General features: G+C 59.4%; 18 protein-coding genes and 1 pseudogene. 12 read left to right on the top strand and 7 right to left on the bottom strand.

The window, feature by feature from the left end:
* Positions 1–627: 627 nt before the first annotated feature.
* Positions 628–4,320, bottom strand: coding sequence for a YobI family P-loop NTPase (locus ACSSVC_RS15115; RefSeq protein ID WP_492612471.1), 3,693 nt, complete (start codon positions 4,318–4,320; stop codon positions 628–630).
* A 571-nt stretch (positions 4,321–4,891) separates the two neighbouring features.
* On the opposite strand from ACSSVC_RS15115, the gene ACSSVC_RS15110 reads away from it, so the two are divergent.
* Positions 4,892–5,173 (top strand): hypothetical protein, encoded by a 282-nt coding sequence (locus ACSSVC_RS15110; protein ID WP_492612470.1) that lies wholly within the window; start codon positions 4,892–4,894, stop codon positions 5,171–5,173.
* A gap of 637 nt (positions 5,174–5,810) precedes the next feature.
* On the opposite strand, the gene ACSSVC_RS15105 is transcribed toward ACSSVC_RS15110, so the two are convergent.
* Positions 5,811–6,512 (bottom strand): hypothetical protein, encoded by a 702-nt coding sequence (locus ACSSVC_RS15105; protein ID WP_492612469.1) that lies wholly within the window; start codon positions 6,510–6,512, stop codon positions 5,811–5,813.
* Between the two features lie 18 nt (positions 6,513–6,530).
* On the opposite strand from ACSSVC_RS15105, the gene ACSSVC_RS15100 reads away from it, so the two are divergent.
* The 5 genes from ACSSVC_RS15100 (at position 6,531) to ACSSVC_RS15080 (ending at position 9,745) form a co-directional block, all read left to right on the top strand.
* On the top strand, positions 6,531–7,571 hold the full coding sequence (locus ACSSVC_RS15100) for a hypothetical protein (protein WP_404939132.1): 1,041 nt from the start codon (positions 6,531–6,533) through the stop codon (positions 7,569–7,571).
* A 153-nt stretch (positions 7,572–7,724) separates the two neighbouring features.
* Positions 7,725–8,243 (top strand): hypothetical protein, encoded by a 519-nt coding sequence (locus tag ACSSVC_RS15095; RefSeq protein ID WP_311168195.1) that lies wholly within the window; start codon positions 7,725–7,727, stop codon positions 8,241–8,243.
* A 97-nt stretch (positions 8,244–8,340) separates the two neighbouring features.
* Entirely contained in the window at positions 8,341–8,535 is a 195-nt protein-coding gene (locus ACSSVC_RS15090) for a hypothetical protein (RefSeq protein ID WP_375379733.1), read from the top strand.
* A gap of 590 nt (positions 8,536–9,125) precedes the next feature.
* Entirely contained in the window at positions 9,126–9,308 is a 183-nt protein-coding gene (locus tag ACSSVC_RS15085) for a type II toxin-antitoxin system HicA family toxin (protein ID WP_492612468.1), read from the top strand.
* Positions 9,309–9,343: 35 nt separating this feature from the next.
* Positions 9,344–9,745, top strand: coding sequence for a type II toxin-antitoxin system HicB family antitoxin (locus tag ACSSVC_RS15080; RefSeq protein WP_015634980.1), 402 nt, complete (start codon positions 9,344–9,346; stop codon positions 9,743–9,745).
* Positions 9,746–9,901: 156 nt separating this feature from the next.
* On the opposite strand, the gene pdxR is transcribed toward ACSSVC_RS15080, so the two are convergent.
* A complete protein-coding gene (gene pdxR, locus ACSSVC_RS15075; protein WP_492612467.1) occupies positions 9,902–11,305 on the bottom strand; it encodes a MocR-like pyridoxine biosynthesis transcription factor PdxR in 1,404 nt (467 codons plus the stop codon).
* A gap of 87 nt (positions 11,306–11,392) precedes the next feature.
* On the opposite strand from pdxR, the gene ACSSVC_RS15070 reads away from it, so the two are divergent.
* Genes ACSSVC_RS15070 through ACSSVC_RS15060 form a run of 3 tightly spaced genes read left to right on the top strand, consistent with a single transcriptional unit; the run spans position 11,393 to position 12,916 of the window.
* A complete protein-coding gene (locus tag ACSSVC_RS15070) occupies positions 11,393–11,839 on the top strand; it encodes a GNAT family N-acetyltransferase (protein ID WP_346631605.1) in 447 nt (148 codons plus the stop codon).
* Positions 11,836–12,456, top strand: coding sequence for an FMN-dependent NADH-azoreductase (locus tag ACSSVC_RS15065; protein ID WP_346631606.1), 621 nt, complete (start codon positions 11,836–11,838; stop codon positions 12,454–12,456). Before ACSSVC_RS15070 ends, ACSSVC_RS15065 begins: the two co-directional genes overlap by 4 nt.
* Positions 12,457–12,484: 28 nt before the next feature.
* Complete coding sequence (locus ACSSVC_RS15060; RefSeq protein ID WP_346631607.1) at positions 12,485–12,916, top strand: carboxymuconolactone decarboxylase family protein; 432 nt, start codon at positions 12,485–12,487, stop codon at positions 12,914–12,916.
* Between the two features lie 623 nt (positions 12,917–13,539).
* On the opposite strand, the gene ACSSVC_RS15055 is transcribed toward ACSSVC_RS15060, so the two are convergent.
* Both ACSSVC_RS15055 and ACSSVC_RS15050 read right to left on the bottom strand, forming a co-directional pair.
* The gene (locus ACSSVC_RS15055) at positions 13,540–14,094 is read right to left on the bottom strand and encodes a hypothetical protein (RefSeq protein ID WP_492612466.1); all 555 of its coding nucleotides are present in this window, start codon (positions 14,092–14,094) and stop codon (positions 13,540–13,542) included.
* A 242-nt stretch (positions 14,095–14,336) separates the two neighbouring features.
* Complete coding sequence (locus ACSSVC_RS15050; RefSeq protein ID WP_346631609.1) at positions 14,337–14,765, bottom strand: MarR family winged helix-turn-helix transcriptional regulator; 429 nt, start codon at positions 14,763–14,765, stop codon at positions 14,337–14,339.
* Between the two features lie 132 nt (positions 14,766–14,897).
* Here ACSSVC_RS15050 and ACSSVC_RS15045 point away from each other — a divergent pair, with 132 nt between their 5' ends.
* Together ACSSVC_RS15045 and ACSSVC_RS15040 are read left to right on the top strand one after the other, a co-directional pair.
* The gene (locus ACSSVC_RS15045; RefSeq protein ID WP_346631610.1) at positions 14,898–15,266 is read left to right on the top strand and encodes an antibiotic biosynthesis monooxygenase family protein; all 369 of its coding nucleotides are present in this window, start codon (positions 14,898–14,900) and stop codon (positions 15,264–15,266) included.
* A gap of 32 nt (positions 15,267–15,298) precedes the next feature.
* On the top strand, positions 15,299–15,757 hold the full coding sequence (locus ACSSVC_RS15040) for a hypothetical protein (RefSeq protein WP_492612465.1): 459 nt from the start codon (positions 15,299–15,301) through the stop codon (positions 15,755–15,757).
* Positions 15,758–16,167: 410 nt separating this feature from the next.
* Here ACSSVC_RS15040 and ACSSVC_RS15035 read toward each other — a convergent pair whose 3' ends face one another.
* Complete coding sequence (locus ACSSVC_RS15035; protein WP_446440587.1) at positions 16,168–16,956, bottom strand: methyl-accepting chemotaxis protein; 789 nt, start codon at positions 16,954–16,956, stop codon at positions 16,168–16,170.
* Positions 16,957–17,025: 69 nt separating this feature from the next.
* Positions 17,026–17,778, bottom strand: a pseudogene (locus ACSSVC_RS15030) (MCP four helix bundle domain-containing protein); the annotation flags it as partial.
* Positions 17,779–18,311: 533 nt separating this feature from the next.
* Here ACSSVC_RS15030 and ACSSVC_RS15025 point away from each other — a divergent pair.
* Entirely contained in the window at positions 18,312–18,668 is a 357-nt protein-coding gene (locus ACSSVC_RS15025; protein WP_346631613.1) for a DUF6572 domain-containing protein, read from the top strand.
* The last annotated feature ends 62 nt before the right edge of the window (positions 18,669–18,730 follow it).

Here is an 18,730-nt window from a genome sequence, read left to right as displayed (position 1 = left end):
TGATCCGTGGGCCGCCGCCACCGGCCATCCATGGCCGGGTGGCGGCTAACCCGGCATCCCTGCCGGGTTACCCACGGCTCAATGCCTGCGTTCGGCCATCGTGTCTAAAGGGGCAGGAAGATCAAAAGCCAAAGCAAGAGCAAAAGCAGACGGCGGCCTACCGGCCGGCCTGTTTTATTGCCGTTCGCGTTCCTTGTAGGAGCTGCCGAAGGCTGCGAACGACCGCGAAGCGGGCGCTGCGATCTCAAGGAAGGCTATCTATCCGGTCAATCCACAGCCGACACCTACGATTATCCAAGCCCCGCTCAGTAACCCCAGCATCTACCAAGGCAAAAAAGGGCACTCCACCGCAACACCTGGAGCGGCCCCTAAGTCACCCTTCACCAAGGATGAGCAAAAGAGCAAATCGACAAACCGAAGATATTACGTACGGCAATGACCACAGCCGAAAGTAAACGGCCATTAAATACCATTCGTTACGGACAGCTATCGACCAAAAACGGACGGTTAATGATCGAATTAAGGCCACCCTAAAGCCCCCATGTAGGGATCGTCGCTTTCATCCAAGATCGTTGGGGCGAAGGTTGCCAGCGCTAGCCATCTTCGTACTGGAGTAACTCCAGTAGCTTAGTCTCGCTTACGCTTCCTATTTACCTCAATCATTACCTTACTATCGTCGTAGGTGCTGACGGTCATTTCCCGTTTAAGACGTTCCAAGAGCGCACGATCAGCAAGCGTATTCGGCACTCGTAACTTACTGCGGCCCACCTCAGTGAGCCCAGGGTAATCACCGTCAAGTGCTTGCAGAGTAGTGAAGAGTAGGTCACGACTGATCACATCTAGGTGTGGCTCTAGTAGCAGTAAGATCTGCTGTGCTGAGATTTTTTCTTGCGCCATCTTTTGTATAACATCGGGCGAGAGTTCACGCCCGGATTTGGTAGCGAATCGTGCCAGTTCGTTCAGCCCTCGAGAATCGGCCACCTCCGCATACTTCGCAGCTTGCTCGACAACCACATTTTTGATCGTCGAATCAATCTCACCGCTTGCCAGAAGCGCCGCCAGGTCCCCCCCCAACAACGCCGGAGTCATGTAGCTCGAAAACCTCCGAGACTCTCGTATAAACGCTTTGCGCGCCGGCCAATCCGTGCCTGCAAGGTGCTCATAGGACGCTGCGTCATCCGCAATGATGTTGCATTTGAGCAACTGCGCGAAGAGGTCGCCAACTTCTGCCGAGATTTTGTCAACAACGAGGTAGTTTTCCAGGCTCAAGCTCTCGACTAGCTTCGTACGTAGTACTGCGGATGGGACGTAATCCGCTGCCGCCAGTATCGCGACCGCCAACTCCGTTTTCGACTCCTCGTTAGCGGTGTTGGTATCAGTGATCTCAGCAGTGGCCGTCAGGATTTTCGCCAGTTGCGCATCGACCTCCCCGCGAGCCGCGACGTATTTGCTAACGTTGCTGAGTGTTGCTGGGAAACGCCTATATTCGGCCAAGGCTGGCCACGCGCCGTCAGACACCTCTGTGAGATCTGTAACCTCACAATCTAGAGCTGCACGCTCAATCACTTCACTAAGACGAGGTTCTTCTAGTGAGAGCAAATCTTCGATCACCGCGAGGAAGTGCTCGTTCGCATCTATCGTCGCGGAAGTACCATCGATAGCATCCAAGTACTTAGTCAAATTCCTGAGCACATAGTCATATACCGTCTCGCTCCGATCCCGGATGACGTCGAGCGCCACGGTCGCTGTATTGTCTATGGCAATCGCGAGGTTCTGGTACGTGATCTCATACAAATTGCGTGACACAAACGACGTACGAGTTTGCTGGCCCAGTGGTTCCAGACGAGGCACGATAATGCCAGCATCTTCGAAGAGCACACCAATACGTTCGGCCAGTGCCGGCAAGGTCGAGTTAGACGTAAGCGCCGCGAACTCAGCGTAGTGCGCAGACAGGTACAACGACACCACAGAGTCTGTCCGCTGCTTTGAAGGCGTAAGGCATGCTAGCGCCACATCCACCAGCTCTAACCGTGAAGCGTCGTCCAGGTCAGCCTGACTCACGAGATAGGTGAGCACTCGTGTGGACGCGACCGTGAACCGTTCGATGAGCGTTAGGCGCTCGCTCCCTGCGGTAAGGTACGCCTGCAGAAAACTCGCCTGACGCTCCCCGAGGCCAACCAGGGAGCCGATCATGATGTCGGCCGCGTCGAAATCGGTGTCCAGAAGACGATCTAGGATATCGATGTTGTAAAGTGCAGCCTCCTTCAACGCGCTCTTGCCTCGTTCGCGGACAACAGCGTCTACGTCCTCCGGAGCAAGCTCGAAGTGTTCGTCCATCAGGTCTCGCTCGACGTGGTGGATGATGAAGTTTGTAGCAGCGGAACCGACGCGATCCCCGTGGAAGGTTGACGTGTAAAGCGTGAAGTTGCGGTTGATATACCCGGCGCGGACGATCTGGTACGCCAAGCCCGGCTTTAGGATGAGTTTCGCGACTTCCTCGAAGCACTGCTTGCTCTCCCTGTACTGGACGAAGAACTCCGGTCGTTTGACGAGATCACCAAGATCAGCGCTACGCAGGAACTTGATGCCCTCCATCTTCTCATCGATTTGCCCAGTGAGTGCCTCACGATCCGCTTCGTTCCAGCTCTCGGCGTCCAGCGGATCACCAAGCGCAGCTACAAGGTTGTCACGATTGAAAGATAGCGTCTCACGGAAGTAGTTGCGCCATTGAAGTGCCGAGTCTCCGTCTAGCGAGACGAAGTTTGTCCAGAACTGCGCTCCCTTGAGGTCATCCGGCGACATCTCTACGCCCGCGAGCGAGTACTTTACATTCTGAGCCTGGTAGCCCACAGCCTGAGCTGTCCGCTGCACGTGCGCCAGCAAACTCTTGCCCAACTGAGTACTGCGAGTGGCAGCCCCGTTGATCCGTGTGATCTGCTGACGAAGCACGCGAAGCTCGCCCTCGATTCGCTTGATGTTCTCAGTCACCAGTTCACGGCTGAGCTTGTAGAGTATGTCCAGCTTGCTATGGCCGAGCCGGATAGCCTCGAAGTCTGCTAGGTGCGTGCTCTTGTAGAGCATCATCGCAAAGAGGTCAGTCTCATTCAGGTTGAGCTGCTTGCCTTCGCCGGAGAAGATCCGGTCGCGGAAAACGATGAATTCGTTACGGACGTTCTTGAGCAACCGCATATCCGGTACGTACTGCGTCGCTAAGTCGAGTAGCTCCGGAGCTACCTGGTGCTCGACTTGACCAAGTAGCTTTAGTGCCAAGTTACGAGCGCTCCGGTGCGTAATAAAGGGGACCACCGGGATGACCAGATCGAAGAATTTCGTGCGGTTGGCGCGTATAGCCTCGGCCTGTGCCGGATCGTCCGTCGTGAGCACTTCTGTATTACGCCTGCGACCTTCTATCTCCAGGCCGATGCGATCGAAGATGCTGTCTTTAATGGCATAGATGAATCGGATTGGTTTCTTGATCTGGGGCGAGGCGTTGAGCAAAGTGTTCAGCGCCCGAAGCGTCTCGAAAATATGAGAGTCGTCGAACCGGTCGATGTCCTCGAAGAGAACAACATCGCGGTCTGAGACCTCAAAGAAGTAGACGATCTCATCGAGGTATTGATCAAAGTACGAGACGGAGCTTTCATTGAGCGTGACGGTTGCAGACCCTGCAGAGAACTGCTTGATATGCAGTTTTCCATAGAATAACCAGCTCACCAGCAGGGTAATCAGCGCCGCAGCGCTCCAAATGACAGGGTGAGCCCAAACACCAATAACCACATATGGCGTGAACACAGAAGCAATCTTCATCGTCCATCCAGTCAGCAGGAAAATTACAGCAACGACAAACCCCAGCAGCACCGACGTTCCAATCGCCCGCCACCATCGGAAACCTTCAATACGACGAAACCGTGAGCCAGGGGTTCTACTCGGATATTCCCGGTAGAGCAGCTGCTTGACAATCTCCTGCTGGATGCGGTTGGTCGGGGTTGTGGCCTGGATAGGTACTGAATTATCAAGCTGGGAAGCTTCGATAGGTGCAAGCGTCGAGAGCGATAACTCTACGATACGATTACCCTGCCGCTGAGCGACTTCCCGCATGATACTGCTCTTACCGACCCCGTAGTTGCCGGACAACGCTATGTTGCGGATCTGATTCTTAGCGAAGGCGGCTTCGATAGCGGCGACATAGCCGCCATGCTCTTCTGCCATGTACTCAGGGGTAAGGGGGACCAGCTTCCACGATTCCTTGGCTGGCGCCTGTTCAGAACAGAAGATGCCCCGAACACGGTTACGGATGCCGCGCAAAAAATGACAAACCACATGTCCTCCTGACGAAATATCCTAAATTGCAGCATTACCACACATTTTTGCCAAAAAGCCGAACAAATCCATTGGCTCTGCTTGCGTCCTTTGCATGCAGGAGCACGGTGTTGCACTAATGCAGGGTGTTGATTCAACTAGATGCTTACAGCGAAATGGTTGGAGCTCGAGTGCGGCAGACGGATGCCATAGTCCGCTATTGGCTGATAGCTGTCTCTGATACCTGCCTGAAAAAACAGAACACGATTTAAAGCCTCTTTACATCCTTACCGCAGCCACTGCTGCAGCTAGACACACCCACTCAAACATCCCCTCCAACACACCGTTGCCGCCCCCACTCCCCGCCCCTATAGTTGTTCCCTCGCAGCAAAATCCGCGACGACCTTGGCCGGTCGAATTACAACGCAGCATCAGCGTCCACAACACCTTTGCAGTCGCCTTTCCGGTGCCCGCGACAGGATATTATGACGGCTGTGCGCGATGGTTCTCCGGTCGTCATAGGCGCGCACAGCAGTCATTTTCTTCGTCGTCGGCAACTCAGGTGATTGCTCCATAAACAGGAGCTGTACCGATGATTGACCAGCCACTCTCGCGTTTTACCGCCGTCGACACCCACGACACCAACCAAGCCGTTTTCTACCTCGACACCCAAGCCTCTCTGAGCGATCTGGCCAGCAGTGCGGCCCATCGTTTCACCGTGGTGCGGGATCTGATGGACACGCTGTCCACCCTTAACCTGAAAGACATTGCCGACTGCGACCTGACGCGGGTCACCCGAGGGGTGCATCTGCTCACCCGGGAGGGTTGCGCGGTGCTGGAGGTGATTCAGTGGCGAACAGAGCAAGAGGCCTGAACGCCATTGAACTCAACAAGCGCGTAAAACGCGCTTGGTTTTGCTTTGGCCTTTGATCTGGCTTTGGCTTTGGCTTTGGCTTTTGATCTTCCTGCCCCGTTAACCACGATGGCCGAACGCAGGCATTGAGCCGTGGGTAACCCGGCAGGACGCCGGGTTAGCCGCCCCAGGCCATGGATGGCCTGTGGCGGCGGCCCACGGATCAATGCCGGAGTTCGGGCATGCCGAGCCTAGGCGAGGCACCGAGTGGAGGGGCAGGAGCCCTTTGGTTACTTTGGGCTGGGCCGGCATTCCGGCTTTTCCAAAGTGACTCGCTGTAAGAGCGAAACCATAAGTGGCCGTAACCGCAGCAACGGATATGTCCACAGAACCGTATGCAGCCAGGTGAAAAGCATCGGCAGGTTTGGCGAGGACTGCGTCCTCGTGCGCAGCCTCACTGCGCTCGACACCGGCTACAGGTTTCGAATGATGAGAAGCAGTGATCAACAAGCAGCTCATTCAACCGCGACACTGTACTCATCAACTACCCTCGCCCCTTGAAACTATGGGCCCATAACCAGGACCCTATTTGCAGCTATGCGCATGAGTATCGAAAGTAACGCAGCATCACCGAGCACCAAGGCTTTTCGTACAAAGCCTAAGGAAAGCGGACACTCGATCCAGAGGCTGCTGCCGACATGACCGCGTTACGCACGGGCAAAGGGGCTTGCTCGGGATGTTGCTGCAAAAAATGCCTGATCGCTTGATCCTGGCGATCCACCACGCATACGTTCACGTTAGGGCTAGGGACGGTACATTCGCCAAGCGCGAGGACCCCGCAATTCAATACACCGTACACCGCAGCCGGTTGCGCGACGGCCGAGCAGCCGTAGACCATCTCGCCAAGGTAATTGAGCTGCCCTTGGGTGACGGTGAAACGCAGCGGTTTGGAGTAAGCCCCCATGACCCCGCGACGGTGACCCAGGCGGCTCACTTCATAGTCACCGGCAGGTAACCATGCCGAGTAGTCATCCTTGGGTCCCCAGCCATAAGTCTTGCCGCTCTTGATATCGCGAAACTCAAGGTAGGTTCCGTAGGGGCCGCCTTCCAGCAGCGCGCCGACCACTAGACCCGCGTTTTGCGCGTTGTAAACAGGCGAATTCAACGCCATTTCAGCTGGCATTGACGAACAACCGGCCAGTAATCCGATCAGGCCAATTGCAAAGATGTTGCGCGAGCCAAACATTCCGCTACCTCGGTGGGAGACAAAGAAAATCCCCAGAAAATTCAGGGACGACAGGCGCGCTGGACGGCGGCGACTGCCTTCTTTAGCATGATGGCCTTTCGCCCACTCGTGCATCAAGGACGATCTATCAACATGTTGTGTTTTTCCCAATGGCGCGTGCGTGGCGCTGTAAGCATTGCCGCGCTGGTACTTGGCGGGTGCAGTTTCAATGGCACCTACCCGGACGCCAGTGCACCCGATGCGGCGAAGCTGCGCTTTATCAGCAGCAGTGACAGCTCGACGCTCGACTTGTTCGATGCCGAACACTGCGGCGGCCAAACCACGGGGCTGCTCAATAACCTGTTCAGCGCCAATACCCGGCGACGGGCAGCCATGAGTGCCGCTGCACCCGAGGATGCCAAGGCCTACTTGGAAGTGCGGCTGCAACCGGGCCATGAGCTATTCGCGCGAGCCAATACCTTGAGCACCGGCAGCGTGTGCACCGTGGGGTTCAACTTCACCCCGCAGAGCGGCGGCGAGTACGAAGCGGACTTCCGCCAAGTAGGTCGCACTTGCCAGGTCACCCTTAGCCGTCTGCGCCAGATCAATGGCAAGACTGTGCGTTCGCCGATCGTGCTGACCAAGAAAGGCCTGCCCGCCTGCGCCGGCCACAACCCTATTTTCCCCAAGCCCACCGAAGCACAACCGCAGTCAGCGGAGCGTGCAGCGCTGATCGCGCAGATCGTCGACGCGAGTGTCATCGCGAAAATGAAGCCCGACGCCGAGGATTCCCCTTCGGTCCAGAAAACACTGCTCGACAAATCCATAGCGGAACGCAAACGGCGCCTCGACTTCAGCCTGCCCGATGCCTATTGGACTGAATATCAGCAGAACCTGGAGCAGTTCGCCAAAGAGATGAGTGGCACCAAGGCCCGTTCATTGCAGTTGTACAAGGATTACTACACCAACCGCCTGGGCCTGCTCGACACCCCGGCGATCAAGGAACTGCTACCCGACAGCGAAGCGGCCGACCGTAGCAAGGCAATGTCGACCAATAATGAAATGCTGGAGTACTACTACCGAGCCCAGCAAGCACTGCTGAAGGAAACGCTGAGCGCACATCAGGCACGCATGGCCGATCTGGATCAGCGCTTTGAGGTGTGCAAGCGTTTCGCGGCCTGCTGGCAACGTTGAAGCGGAGTGCGGCTTGAAAATACTGGCCGACGCACGTACGCCGCCTTAGCCCTGACTGTAGTCGTCTAATGAAGCCGGACACTCAATTAGGCGAGAATGCTCGCTGGATGGAGGTGTCTGATGCCGATCTGTTCCCACATCAATAAGTAAATTATGAAACCTCTTTACCTGTGTTCAATTCTGCTGCTTGCAGGCTGTGCCCCAGTGCCGAAATACCTTGTGCCTGCAGGGGCGCCTCAGGCACTTATCCGCAGCGAATTGGTGTCGATGGAGAATCATCGAAACCACGTGTCTTTGGTCGAAGCGCCTGCCATCAGTTGCAAATACGGCAGAACCGTGGCGACTGGGCAGGGTGGACAGGGACGGCAACTGGTTTCCGTTTACAAGAACGTATCGACACCAGAAGGCTTTTTCCCGATTGAAGCCGGCAAGCCGCTGCACCTGATAATGCGCGGCATGGCCAACGCCAATCGCTCGTGCAACGTAGCGTTCGTCAGCGAATTTACGCCGGGCGCACGTTACGTAATCAAAGGAGGAATTGTCGACAACCCGGGCGCGCTGAGCGGTTGTTACATTGACATATTCAATGTCGACTCGGGCGCACGCGTCCCCATGGCCAATGCGTCGAAAATCGACCGCAATTGTGCGTTGGACCGGCTTCCGGCGCTTTAGTGGGAAACTGCACACTACCTAAACACCCTTTTGCGTTGCATGTGACCGGGTTGACCAGACACTCTCACGCTTTACCGCCGTCGATACCCAAGCCTTCCTGAACGACCTGACCAGCAGTGCGGCCCATCGTTTCACCGTGGTGCGGGATCTGATGGACACGCTGTCCACACTTAACCTGAAAGACATTGCCGACTGCGATCTGATGCGGGTCACCCGAGGGTTGCATTTGCTCACCCGGGAAGGTTGCGCGGTGCTGGAGGTGATTCAGTGGCAAACAGCGCAAGAGCGCTGAACGCCATTGAACTCAACCAGCGCGTAAAACGCGCTTGGCTTTGCCCCAGCCGTTGATCGGCTTTGGCTTTGGCCTTTGATCTTGCTTTGGCTTTTGATCTGCCTGCCCCTTCAGGAGGCCGAACGCAGGCGTTGCGTAGGGGGCAGCTCGGCATGGATGCCGAGCTAGCCGCCCCAGGCCATGGATGGCCTGTGGCGGCGTGCCCCCGGAGCAATGCCGGAGAGAGGGAACGCCGAGCCTTAGCGAGGTGCCGGATGCGGGGGCAAGACCTTTTGGTTCCTTTTGGGGCGACTGCCAAAAGGGACTCGCTGTAAGAGCGAAACCGCCAGTAGCGGCACCCGCAGTAACGGATATGTACACAGCCCCTCGCCGTAAGGACGAAGCCGCCAGCGGCCGTAACCGCAGCAACGGATATATCCCCCAAAGTACAGCGTCGAAGGTAACCCCGCGTCATCGTTCAGGCCCATCACAACAGGCCCCCTGCTCGCTAAACGACATGTCCCGACACATAACTCCAGACACACAATTCAACCTGCGTTACTATGCGCCTGGAGTTATAAAGCACTTCTCACCCCGATAAGGAGATGGAGGTGCAAAACAGACAGTTGATCAAGGAGCTTGAAGCCGCTGGCTGGGTGCTGGAGCGAGTCACCGGAAGCCATCATCTGTTCAAGCATCCTTACAGGCCCAACACCGTTCCGGTGCCTCACCCGAAGAAGGATCTGCCACGGGGTACGGTCAGGGCCATCAGAAAACTGGCTGAACTGATCTAGCTCCCACCACCTTCGCACCTATTGAGGAGATCCCCGTGCAATATCCCATCTGCATCGAATGGGGCGACGAACACACCGCCACCGGTATCCAGATTCCTGATATTCCCGGCGCAGTCACCGCCGGCGACAGCTTCGAGAGCGCCTACAGCGCGGCCATCGAGATTGCCCACGTCATGCTCGAAGAGCTGGCCCGAGCGGGGCACGCCATTCCCCTGCCCTCTCCCACCCGCAAGCACCGCGCCAACCCCGATTTCGAGGGCATGGGCTGGGGCATGCTGGATATCGATATCGCGCCTTATCTGGGCAAGACCGAGAAGGTCAACGTGACCCTGCCGGGTTATGTCATCCAGCAAATCGACCGCTTTGTCCGCGAGCACAACATCAAGAGCCGGTCGTCTTTCCTGGCCGATGCCGCGCTGGAAAAGCTCGGGCGCTGAAAGCGGCTGCAGAGGGCAGGCCGAGCGATGTGAGGGCGGTTGTGGTTGCTGCGCAACCCAGCGGGAGCAAGCTCCCTTGCCACAGGGGGTGTGGCCGGCCAAATGGTGGGGGCTGCCATAGGAAAGACTCCAGCCTCAGCGGCCACAGCCCCCTCCTCACCCAATGACCCGAGCCAACCGCAGCGCCAAGCTCGCCGCCTGCTCCGCACTGACCACATTGGTAAACCCCATCACCAACCCCTGCCTAACCTCTTCCCCCAGATACCACTGCGACAACGGCTCCACCGCAATCCCCACCTCCCGAGCCCGCTGGGCAATCTGCACATCGTCCCCCTCCCCCAGCCCGGCCACCACATGCATGCCCCCGGCCTGCGGGTCTATCTGCAAACGCCCACCCAACGCCTGGTGCAAAGCCTCCACCAGCCACTGCCGCCGACGCGCATACAGGCCCCGCATTTTGTTCAGATGCCGGGCAAAGTGCCCCTCGTTGAGAAAGGCCGCGACGGTCGCCTGCAGCAGGTGCGGGCAGTGGTTGTGCAAACGATCGGCCTGGCGGGCGAACGCTGGGGTCTGTTCGGCGGGCACCACCAGGTAGGCCAGGCGCAGCCCCGGAAACAGGACTTTGCTGAAGGTGCCGGTGTAGAGCACTCGGCCCTGCTGGTCGAGGCTCTTGAGGGCCGGCAAGGGCTTGCCCTGGTAGCGGTATTCGCTGTCGTAATCGTCCTCGATGATCCAACTGCCTTGACGGTTGGCCCAGTCCAGCAGGGCCAGGCGCCGCGGCAGGGACAGCGACACCCCCAGCGGGCTCTGGTGGGTCGGGGTGACCACGGCAAAGCCGGCCTCTGGCGCGCGGGCGATGCCTTGGGCGACGTCCAGGCCTTGATCGTCCACGGGCACCGGCACCAGCTGCGCGCCGGCTTCCAGCAGTGCGTTCCTGGCCATGAAGTAGCCGGGCTCCTCCAGCCAGCAGGTAGCGCCTGGGCGCATCAGCGTGTGGCTGATCAGGTCGAGGCAGGCGCGGTAGCCGGCGCAGACGAAAATCTGCTCCGGATGGCAGGTGATACCCCGGGAAATCCCCAGGTAGGAGGCAATGGCCGCCCGCAACGGGGCGTAGCCGCGCGCGTCCGGGTAGACCAGGCCTTCGACACCCGCCTGGCGCAGTTGCCGACCCGCCAAGCGGGTCCAGAGCTTGCGCGGAAAGGCATCCAGCGCTGGCAGGCCCATTTGCAGTGCCAAGGGCGAGGTGCCGGCATGGGTGGCTTGGTGGGTCGTTGCAGCCACTGGGGCACGCTGTGCGGGCGCGCAAATCGGCGCCAGTTGCGGGGTGACAATGGTCCCGGCGGCCCCGCGAGCAATCAGGTAGCCCTCGCCTATCAGCAGCTGGTAAGCCGCTTCCACGGTGCCCCGCGCCAGGTTGAGCTCCGCGGCCAAGGCGCGAACCGCCGGCACTCGGTCCCCCGGACGCAGACGGCCATCGGCGATGGACTCACGAAACCGCTGGTAAAGCTGGCGATAGATCGGCGCCGTCTGGCTGCGGTCCAATTCGAAAGGAAGGATCATGGCCTAGTCATTTATGCATTTTTTGGCCCTGTAGCTTAAGCCATCGACCTTTTAAAGTGGGTCATCTCTTTTCAGCGGATGACGGACATGCCCTACACCCTTCAACACCTCGATAACGAGGCGGCCCTAGCGGCCAGTTTCGACTTGATGCGTGTCTTGCGCCCGCACCTCACCAGCCCGGCGGCCTATGTCGCCCAAGTGGCCCGGCAAACCGAGCAGGGCTACCGCTTGCTCGCCGCGTGGGACGCAGAGCGCATCGTCGGCCTGGCGGGTTACCGCGAGCTGGAAAACCTGCTCTACGGGCGTTTCATCTACGTCGATGACTTGGTGGTGAGCCCAGACCTCCAGCGCAGCGGCTTGGGAGCGCGGCTGTTGAGCGCCGTGCGGGATGAGGCCGTACAGCGTCAATGCGAGCACTTTGTCCTGGATACCGGCCTGCATATGCCCTTGGCCCAGCGCTTCTATTTCCGCCAGGGGTTGCTGGCTCGGGGCATGCACTTCACCCAGCGACTTCAGGGTGGGGAGCCGGTATGAACACTGTTCTGTTGATCAACGCCAGCCCCCATGGCCAGGTTTCCCAGGGGCATCGGCTGGCACTGGAGCTGGTGAGCTCCCTGCGCCAACGCTATCCGCAGCTTGAACTGGTCGAGCGTGATCTGGGGGCGCAGCCGTTGCCACCGCTGGGCCTGGACTACGCCCACGCCCTGACCACCCCCACGCCTTTCGACGCGCCACTGTTCGACGTGTCCGAAGGGCTGATTCGTGAGTTGGAGCGCTGCGATGTGCTGCTGATTGCCACGCCCATGCACAACTTCACCCTACCGGCGGCGCTCAAGCTGTGGATCGACTACGTGCTGCGCATTCACCGCACCTTCAGCTCCGGCCCGGAGGGCAAGGTCGGCCTGCTCAAGGACCGCCCGGTGCATGTGCTGGTGAGTTCCGGCGGCTTTCACCAGGGCCCGCGGGCACGGCAGCCAGACTTTCTGACGCCTTACCTGCGCCAGGTGCTGAACACCCTTGGCCTGTTCGACCTGCAGTTCACTTATCTGCAGGGCTTGGTGTTCGGTGACGAAGCGGTGCGTGCAACCCTCGACGAGGCACGCAGCGCACTGTCCTCCCAGCCACTGTTCACCCCCCTTGTTTGCGCCTGATCACTTTTTTCTACAGCGGAGTTTCACCATGAGCCAACTCAGACTGCCCTTTGCCACTTTGTCGCCTGCCGCCTATCAAGGCCTGCTCGCCACCAACACCGCCCTGGCCGCGAGCCCCCTGGGCCTGCCCTTGCTGGAACTGGTGTATTTGCGTGTGTCGCAGATCAACGGCTGCTCGTTCTGCCTGGGCAAGCACTCACAGACCCTGCGCGAATGTGGAGTAGCGCAAGACAAACTGGATTGCCTCGCCGGCTGGCGCGTCAGCGAACTGTTCAACGACCGCGAGCGCGCCGCCCTGGCCTGGACCGAAACCCTCACCTATGTCCACGACAAGGGCGCGCCGGACGCGCTGTACGAACCGCTGAAAGCGCACTTTAGCGAGGTTGAAATTTCCGACCTGACATTGGCTGTGTCGTTGATGAATGCCTTTAACCGGCTGGCGGTGGGCATGAAGCTCTGAGAGTGAGGTCGCCGTTGACGGTGTTGGCTTTGCTTTGGACTTTGGCTCTTGATCTTCCTGCCCCTTCAGAAGGTCAAGCGCAGGTATTACGCAGGCGTCAGCCAGGGCGATGGATGGCTTGCGGGCCAATTCGCCGGCAAGCCGGCTCCTACGAAAGCGCGTACAACGCGCTTGGGCTTTTGATCTTGATCTTGCTTTTGATCTTTCTGCCCCTTCAGGAGGCCGAGCGCAGGCGTTGCGTAGGGGGCAGCTCGGCATGGATGCCGAGCTAGCCGCCCCAGGCCATGGATGGCCTGTGGCGGCGGGCCCCCGGAGCAATGCCGGAGCGAGGGAACGCCGAGCCTAGGCGAGGCGCCGGATGCGGGGGCAGGAGCGTTTTGCTTACTTTTGTCTGGGCCGGCATTCCGGATGTTCAAAAGTGAGTCGCTGTAAGAGCGAAACCGCCAGCCGCCGCACCCGCAGCAACGGATATGTAAACCAGCCGCCCCCAACTGCACTCGGTAAGAAGGTGCCTGCGCGTCATCGTTGGCGAGCTTCGCTGGCAAGCCAGCTCCTACAGGGGATCGGTTGCAGGTGGGCGATATCAGGTCGGTCGTGGGGTCGCCGTTTGGCACCCCCTCTCTTTATCCGAGGAAAGCTCCGGTGGCGCCGGCATCGGCCAATGCAAACAGCAGTTCCTCCAGCGCTTCCGCTGGAACCGACCCCAAGTCAACCTTGAACCTGTACCCCTCCTCGGTTGCTTCCGGGTCCGACACAAAATGCACCACCCCTTGCAGCCCTTCTTCGGTCGACGGGTTCTGGTCTTCGCCGTCAAACCATTCAAAGAACCACGTGCGAATCACCTCGCAAGCCTGTTCCAGGCTCACCCCCCGCACCTCCAGCGGTAACCAGTCCCAGCCAAAGGGCGAGATGCCCACCGCCATCTGCTCAATCGCAAAGCGCACCGGCTCAAAGGCCAGCTCGGACTCGGAATCAACCTGCACCGGCTCGCCAGCCGAAGCCCCCTCGCCCGCAATCACATCCACCCGGCAAGGCGTGGCCATGGTTCCTTCAACCGCCAGCGAACCATCGCTGTTGCGGTAGGCCGGCTCAACATGCGGGGCGCCTTCTGCGGCGATACGCGCCAGGGTCTCGACATAGGGTTTACGGATGGCGACAAGCAGTTCGCTGACGGTCATGGATCTGATGACTTCCTTGGCATGGGCCCGTCGATGGATATGCCTTCGACGGAGAGAGAGGGGACTGAAAATCCGCCGCAATAGTGCAATGGGCGGCAATGGCACGTCCATGAAAAACCGAGGGGGCTTTCCTGGACGATGTGGCGATGGAAAAGCTCGGGCGCTAAGCACAGGTTCAACCGGGGAACAGGGCCAATGCAGAACGCCGTCAGGTTGGAGGGTCGTCTTCAGGCCGGCCCGGCTCATTCGCCCTGGTCTTGCTCAAGCCGGTTGCGCAGTTGGTTCAGCACACGGTGGGTCGTCTGGATCTCATCGACTTCCAACCCCTGGGCAAGCTCGTTGATCCAGGGTGCTTGCAGCTTCAACGCCTGATCGAATGCCGCCTTTCCCGCCTCCGTCAGCAGCACCAGTTGCGCCCGGCGGTGGTGCGGGTTCGGCTGAAACTCCAGCAGGCCATCCTTCACCAGATCGTTGACGATCCGCTGAACGTTCTGCCGATTGGCGCCCATATCACGGGCAATCCATGAGACGGGCTGCGCCCGATCAGCAGCGACGATCGTGCCAAGCAGCTGCCAGCGGGCACTGGTGAGACCTATCTCAGCCACCAGGCGATCGCCTGCGGTGAGCATCCGCGCACTGGCTCGAAAGAGCTCGAGGACCAGATCGGTCATGGCGCGTCCAGCGGGGGTGTGGTTTGGTTTTTTCATGCCGCGAACTTTTCCACATTGACACCATGATGTCAATCGAGCTAGTTTTCACCCATCGCACCACATTGTCATCATGTTTACATTCTGGAGACCATCATGCTGTCCATCCGCCCGCTTGATCCCGTGGTTCCCCTTCACCAGCAACTCCAGTGCAGCGAATCGCCGGTGGTGCTGGTCAACCTGTTCACCGTCGACCAGGACGATATCCCCGACCTGCTGCATGCCTGGGAGCTGGATGCCAACTGGATGAAACAGCGTGCCGGTTACATTTCCACGCAGCTCCACCAGGCCATCGGTGGCAGCTGCATGTTCCTGAACTACGCCGTATGGGAATCGGTGGAGTGCTTCCGCGAAGCCTTCAATCACCCGGACTTCGCCAACGCCCTGGGCCGTTACCCCTCAAGTGTCTTGGCCATGCCCCATCTGTTCACCAAGGTAGCCGTGCCAAACATCTGCACGGCTTGAACACAGCCCCATTGACTGACGGGAAGCCCCCCATGCTCAAACGACTCCACCTCACCGCCAGCCTGCTGGCCCTGCTGTGCATCGCCACGTTCTTTGTCTCGACCCTGCTGGTGGAAAGCATGGGAACCCTGCATGCGATCGCTCAACTCAAGCACCTGATCGTCAGCCCCGGGCTCTGGGTGCTGATTCCGGCAATGGCAGTGGCGGGAGCCAGCGGCATGGGTCTGAGCCGGGCCCGACAGGGACGCCTGATCGCCTCAAAGAAAAAACGCATGCCCTTCATTGCCGCCAACGGCCTGTTGGTGCTCGTGCCCTGCGCAATTGTGCTCAACCAGTGGGCGTCGGCAGGCAGCTTCGACACGGGTTTTTACCTGGTGCAGATCATCGAACTGATCGCCGGGGCCACCAACCTCACATTGATGGGGTTGAACGTGCGTGATGGTTTGCGGCTTAGCGGTCGGTTGCAGAGGGCCATGCCTCAGGGCCGGTAGGCCATGCGTTGCCTGGACCGACGCCTTCGCTGGCAAGCCAGCTCCTACAGAAATGCACCCACCCTTAGCTTCAGGCCGGCCGCAAGGCCGCCGTCGCGCTCTTGATTTTGATCTTGATCTGAGCGCCCCGTTAACCACGATGGCCGAACGCAGGCATTGAGCCGTGGGTAACCCGGCAGGGATGCCGGGTTAGCCGCCATCAGGCCATGGATGGCCTGTGGCGGCGGCCCACGGATCAATGCCGGAGTGAGGGCATGCCGAGCCCCAGCGAGGCACCAAGTGGAGGGGCAAGAGCCTTTGGTTACTTTGGGCTTTTCAAAGTGACTCGCTGTAAGAGCGAAACCGCCAGCCGCCACACCCGCAGCAACGGATATGTCCCCCCGCTGCCACCATCCACCCAAAAACCAAACTCAAACCTTGAACCGCGCCACCAACCGATTCAGCTCAATCGCCAGATTGGCCATCTCCCCACAAGCACTGGCCGTCTGACTGGCCCCCGCCGAACTCTGAATCGACAACTCACGAATACTGGTCAGGTTCTGATCCGCCTCACGCGCCACCTGCGCCTGCTCTTCCGAGGCCGTGGCAATCAGCAGATTGCGCTCATTGATCTGGGTGATCGCCTGAGCAATCTGCTTGAGCGACACATCAGCGTTCTGCGCCACCGAAATCGAGCTGTTGGCCATCTCCGCGCTGACGTTCATGGCACTCACCGCCTGGGTCGAATCGGCCTGGATCGCGGTGATCATCTGCTCGATTTCCTGGGTCGACTGCTGGGTGCGGTGCGCCAGGGCCCGCACTTCATCGGCCACCACCGCAAAGCCCCGGCCCTGCTCACCGGCGCGGGCGGCTTCAATGGCGGCGTTGAGCGCCAGCAGGTTGGTCTGCTCGGCAATCGCGCGAATCACTTCCACCACTTTGCTGATGTCCTGGGCCCGGCTGGACAGGGCCTTGACCTGTTCGCCGGTGCTGGCCACGTTGCCGGCCAGACCTTCGATGGCTTTCAGGGTCTGGGCCACGTTTTCGATGCCGGAACGGGTGAATTCCATGGACTCGCGGGACGACTGGGCAGCCGCTTCGGCATTGCGTGCCACCTCGTCCACCGCCGCACTCATTTCGGTCACCGCGGTGGCCGCCTGGCTGACTTCGTCGTTCTGGCGCACCAGCCCGCGGCTGGCGTCTTCGGTCACTGCGGTCATTTCTTCCGAGGCCGAGGCCAGTTGGGTAGAGGAATCGGCAATGTGGGCGATGGTTTTCCGCAGGTTGCTCTGCATCTTCGCCAGGGCGGCCAGCAGGCGACCGGCTTCATCCCGGCCATTGACCCCGATCTCCCGGGACAGGTCGCTGCCGGCAATGCGCTCGGCCACGGCCAGGGCATCGCCGATGGGCGCGGTGATGCTGCGGGTCAGTACGGTGGCCAACACCACGGTGAGCACCACCGTCACCCCCATCAATACCAGCACCAGCGTCAGGCCGCCGCTGTAGACCGAGGCAGCAGTGATCCCCGCCTGCTTCGCGCCCTCGTCATTGAAGTCCGAGAGCTTGTCCATCTTCTCCTGCATGGCGTTGGTCATAGGGCTGATGCGGGTGTTGATCAAGGTGATGGCCGCGGCATTGTCGCCACTGCGCAACAGCGGCTCCAGCTCGTCCACCAGCTTGAAGTAGGCCTGCACATCGGTCGCTACAGCCTGGTACAGCTCACGCTCCGCCGGCCCGGTAATCAGGGGTTCGTACTGGCTGATGGTGTTCTGCAGGGTGGATCGATAACCGCTCAACGAGGCGATGCGGGTCTGGCGCTGCTGTTCGTCGGTGGTCACGGTGATGCGGATGCTTTCCAGACGCAGGCGCAAGACGCCGGTTTTCATCTTGCCGATCTCGCGGATACTGGCCATCCAGTTGGTCTCGACATCCTGCTCCGCGTCTCGCAGCTTGCCCATTTGCAGCACCGCGACAATGCCCAGGGCGAACACCACCAGGACAATGAGCGAGAAAAAGGCGGCAGACCTTGGTGCAAGATTCATTGTCCTGACGTTCATTTTTTATCTCTCTAATAGAATGGTTGGTACTTCCCTGCTGTCATTCCACGCTATCGACTGAGTGTCAGAGAGCTGTAAACAAGCCGACGACTGGATGAGCGGCCCACCCGGCACGGCAACGTCGATACTCACTCGGGTCAATCCAGGCCTGTCGGGATCGCAGGCCCCACTCCGTCCTCCTGCGCCCCTGCCTCCCCTTGGCGGGTGAGCATCAGTCCAGTCGAATAACGCGGCCCGCGCCGTCTCGACTCTTCTGGGCAGTGGCACCTGGAGCCCGGCGTCTATCCACCGGGGGCCTAACAAGCCATAGCAGATAATGGCATTTTGTCACTACCGTCGATCCGACCGCTCTTGAAAACCGCTCGCCGCCGCTCGAGCAGGTTGCGCCTGAACGGGGCAAGACCCGGCAGCCCACCCTGGCCTTGCCCACGTGCCAGAACTGCGACCACCAACTGCCCACTGAAGAAACCAACCGCTACGGCCTATAATGCCGCCCCCCACGTTCTGAAGGATCAGCAATGTCCATCACCCATCCAAAAGTCATCGATATCTGGGCAATCCCCAAATCCGCGCCCGACAGCCTGCTGTTGATCATCGTCGACCCTCTCGAATGGGGTGACGAAGCGGCACACAACGAACACCTGCTCCTGCTGCAAGAGAAGATCAACACCTACATCAGCTTTATCGAAAGTGACGAGATCTACAGCGAAATTCCCGATGCCTGCGGCAAGCACCTGATTATCCGGGTACTGGGTTTGCATGAACTGCCAGAGCAAGTCGATTGGTTTTTCAAACGCATTGCCGAGATCCTCAACGAGCGCAGCATTGGCTTCGATTTCGAGCTCAAAGTGAACGAAGAGGCTCCCAGCCCGTAGCTCGCCCCCTGCGCGCGACCCGATTGAGCAGCGCGCAGGAATACCTTCAGTGCAACGGGTGT

Source organism: Pseudomonas sp. E1BtOHC1, from assembly GCF_058744285.1.
The sequence above is the reverse complement of the archived record's forward strand: the minus strand, read 5'-3'. Positions and strand labels throughout refer to the sequence as shown.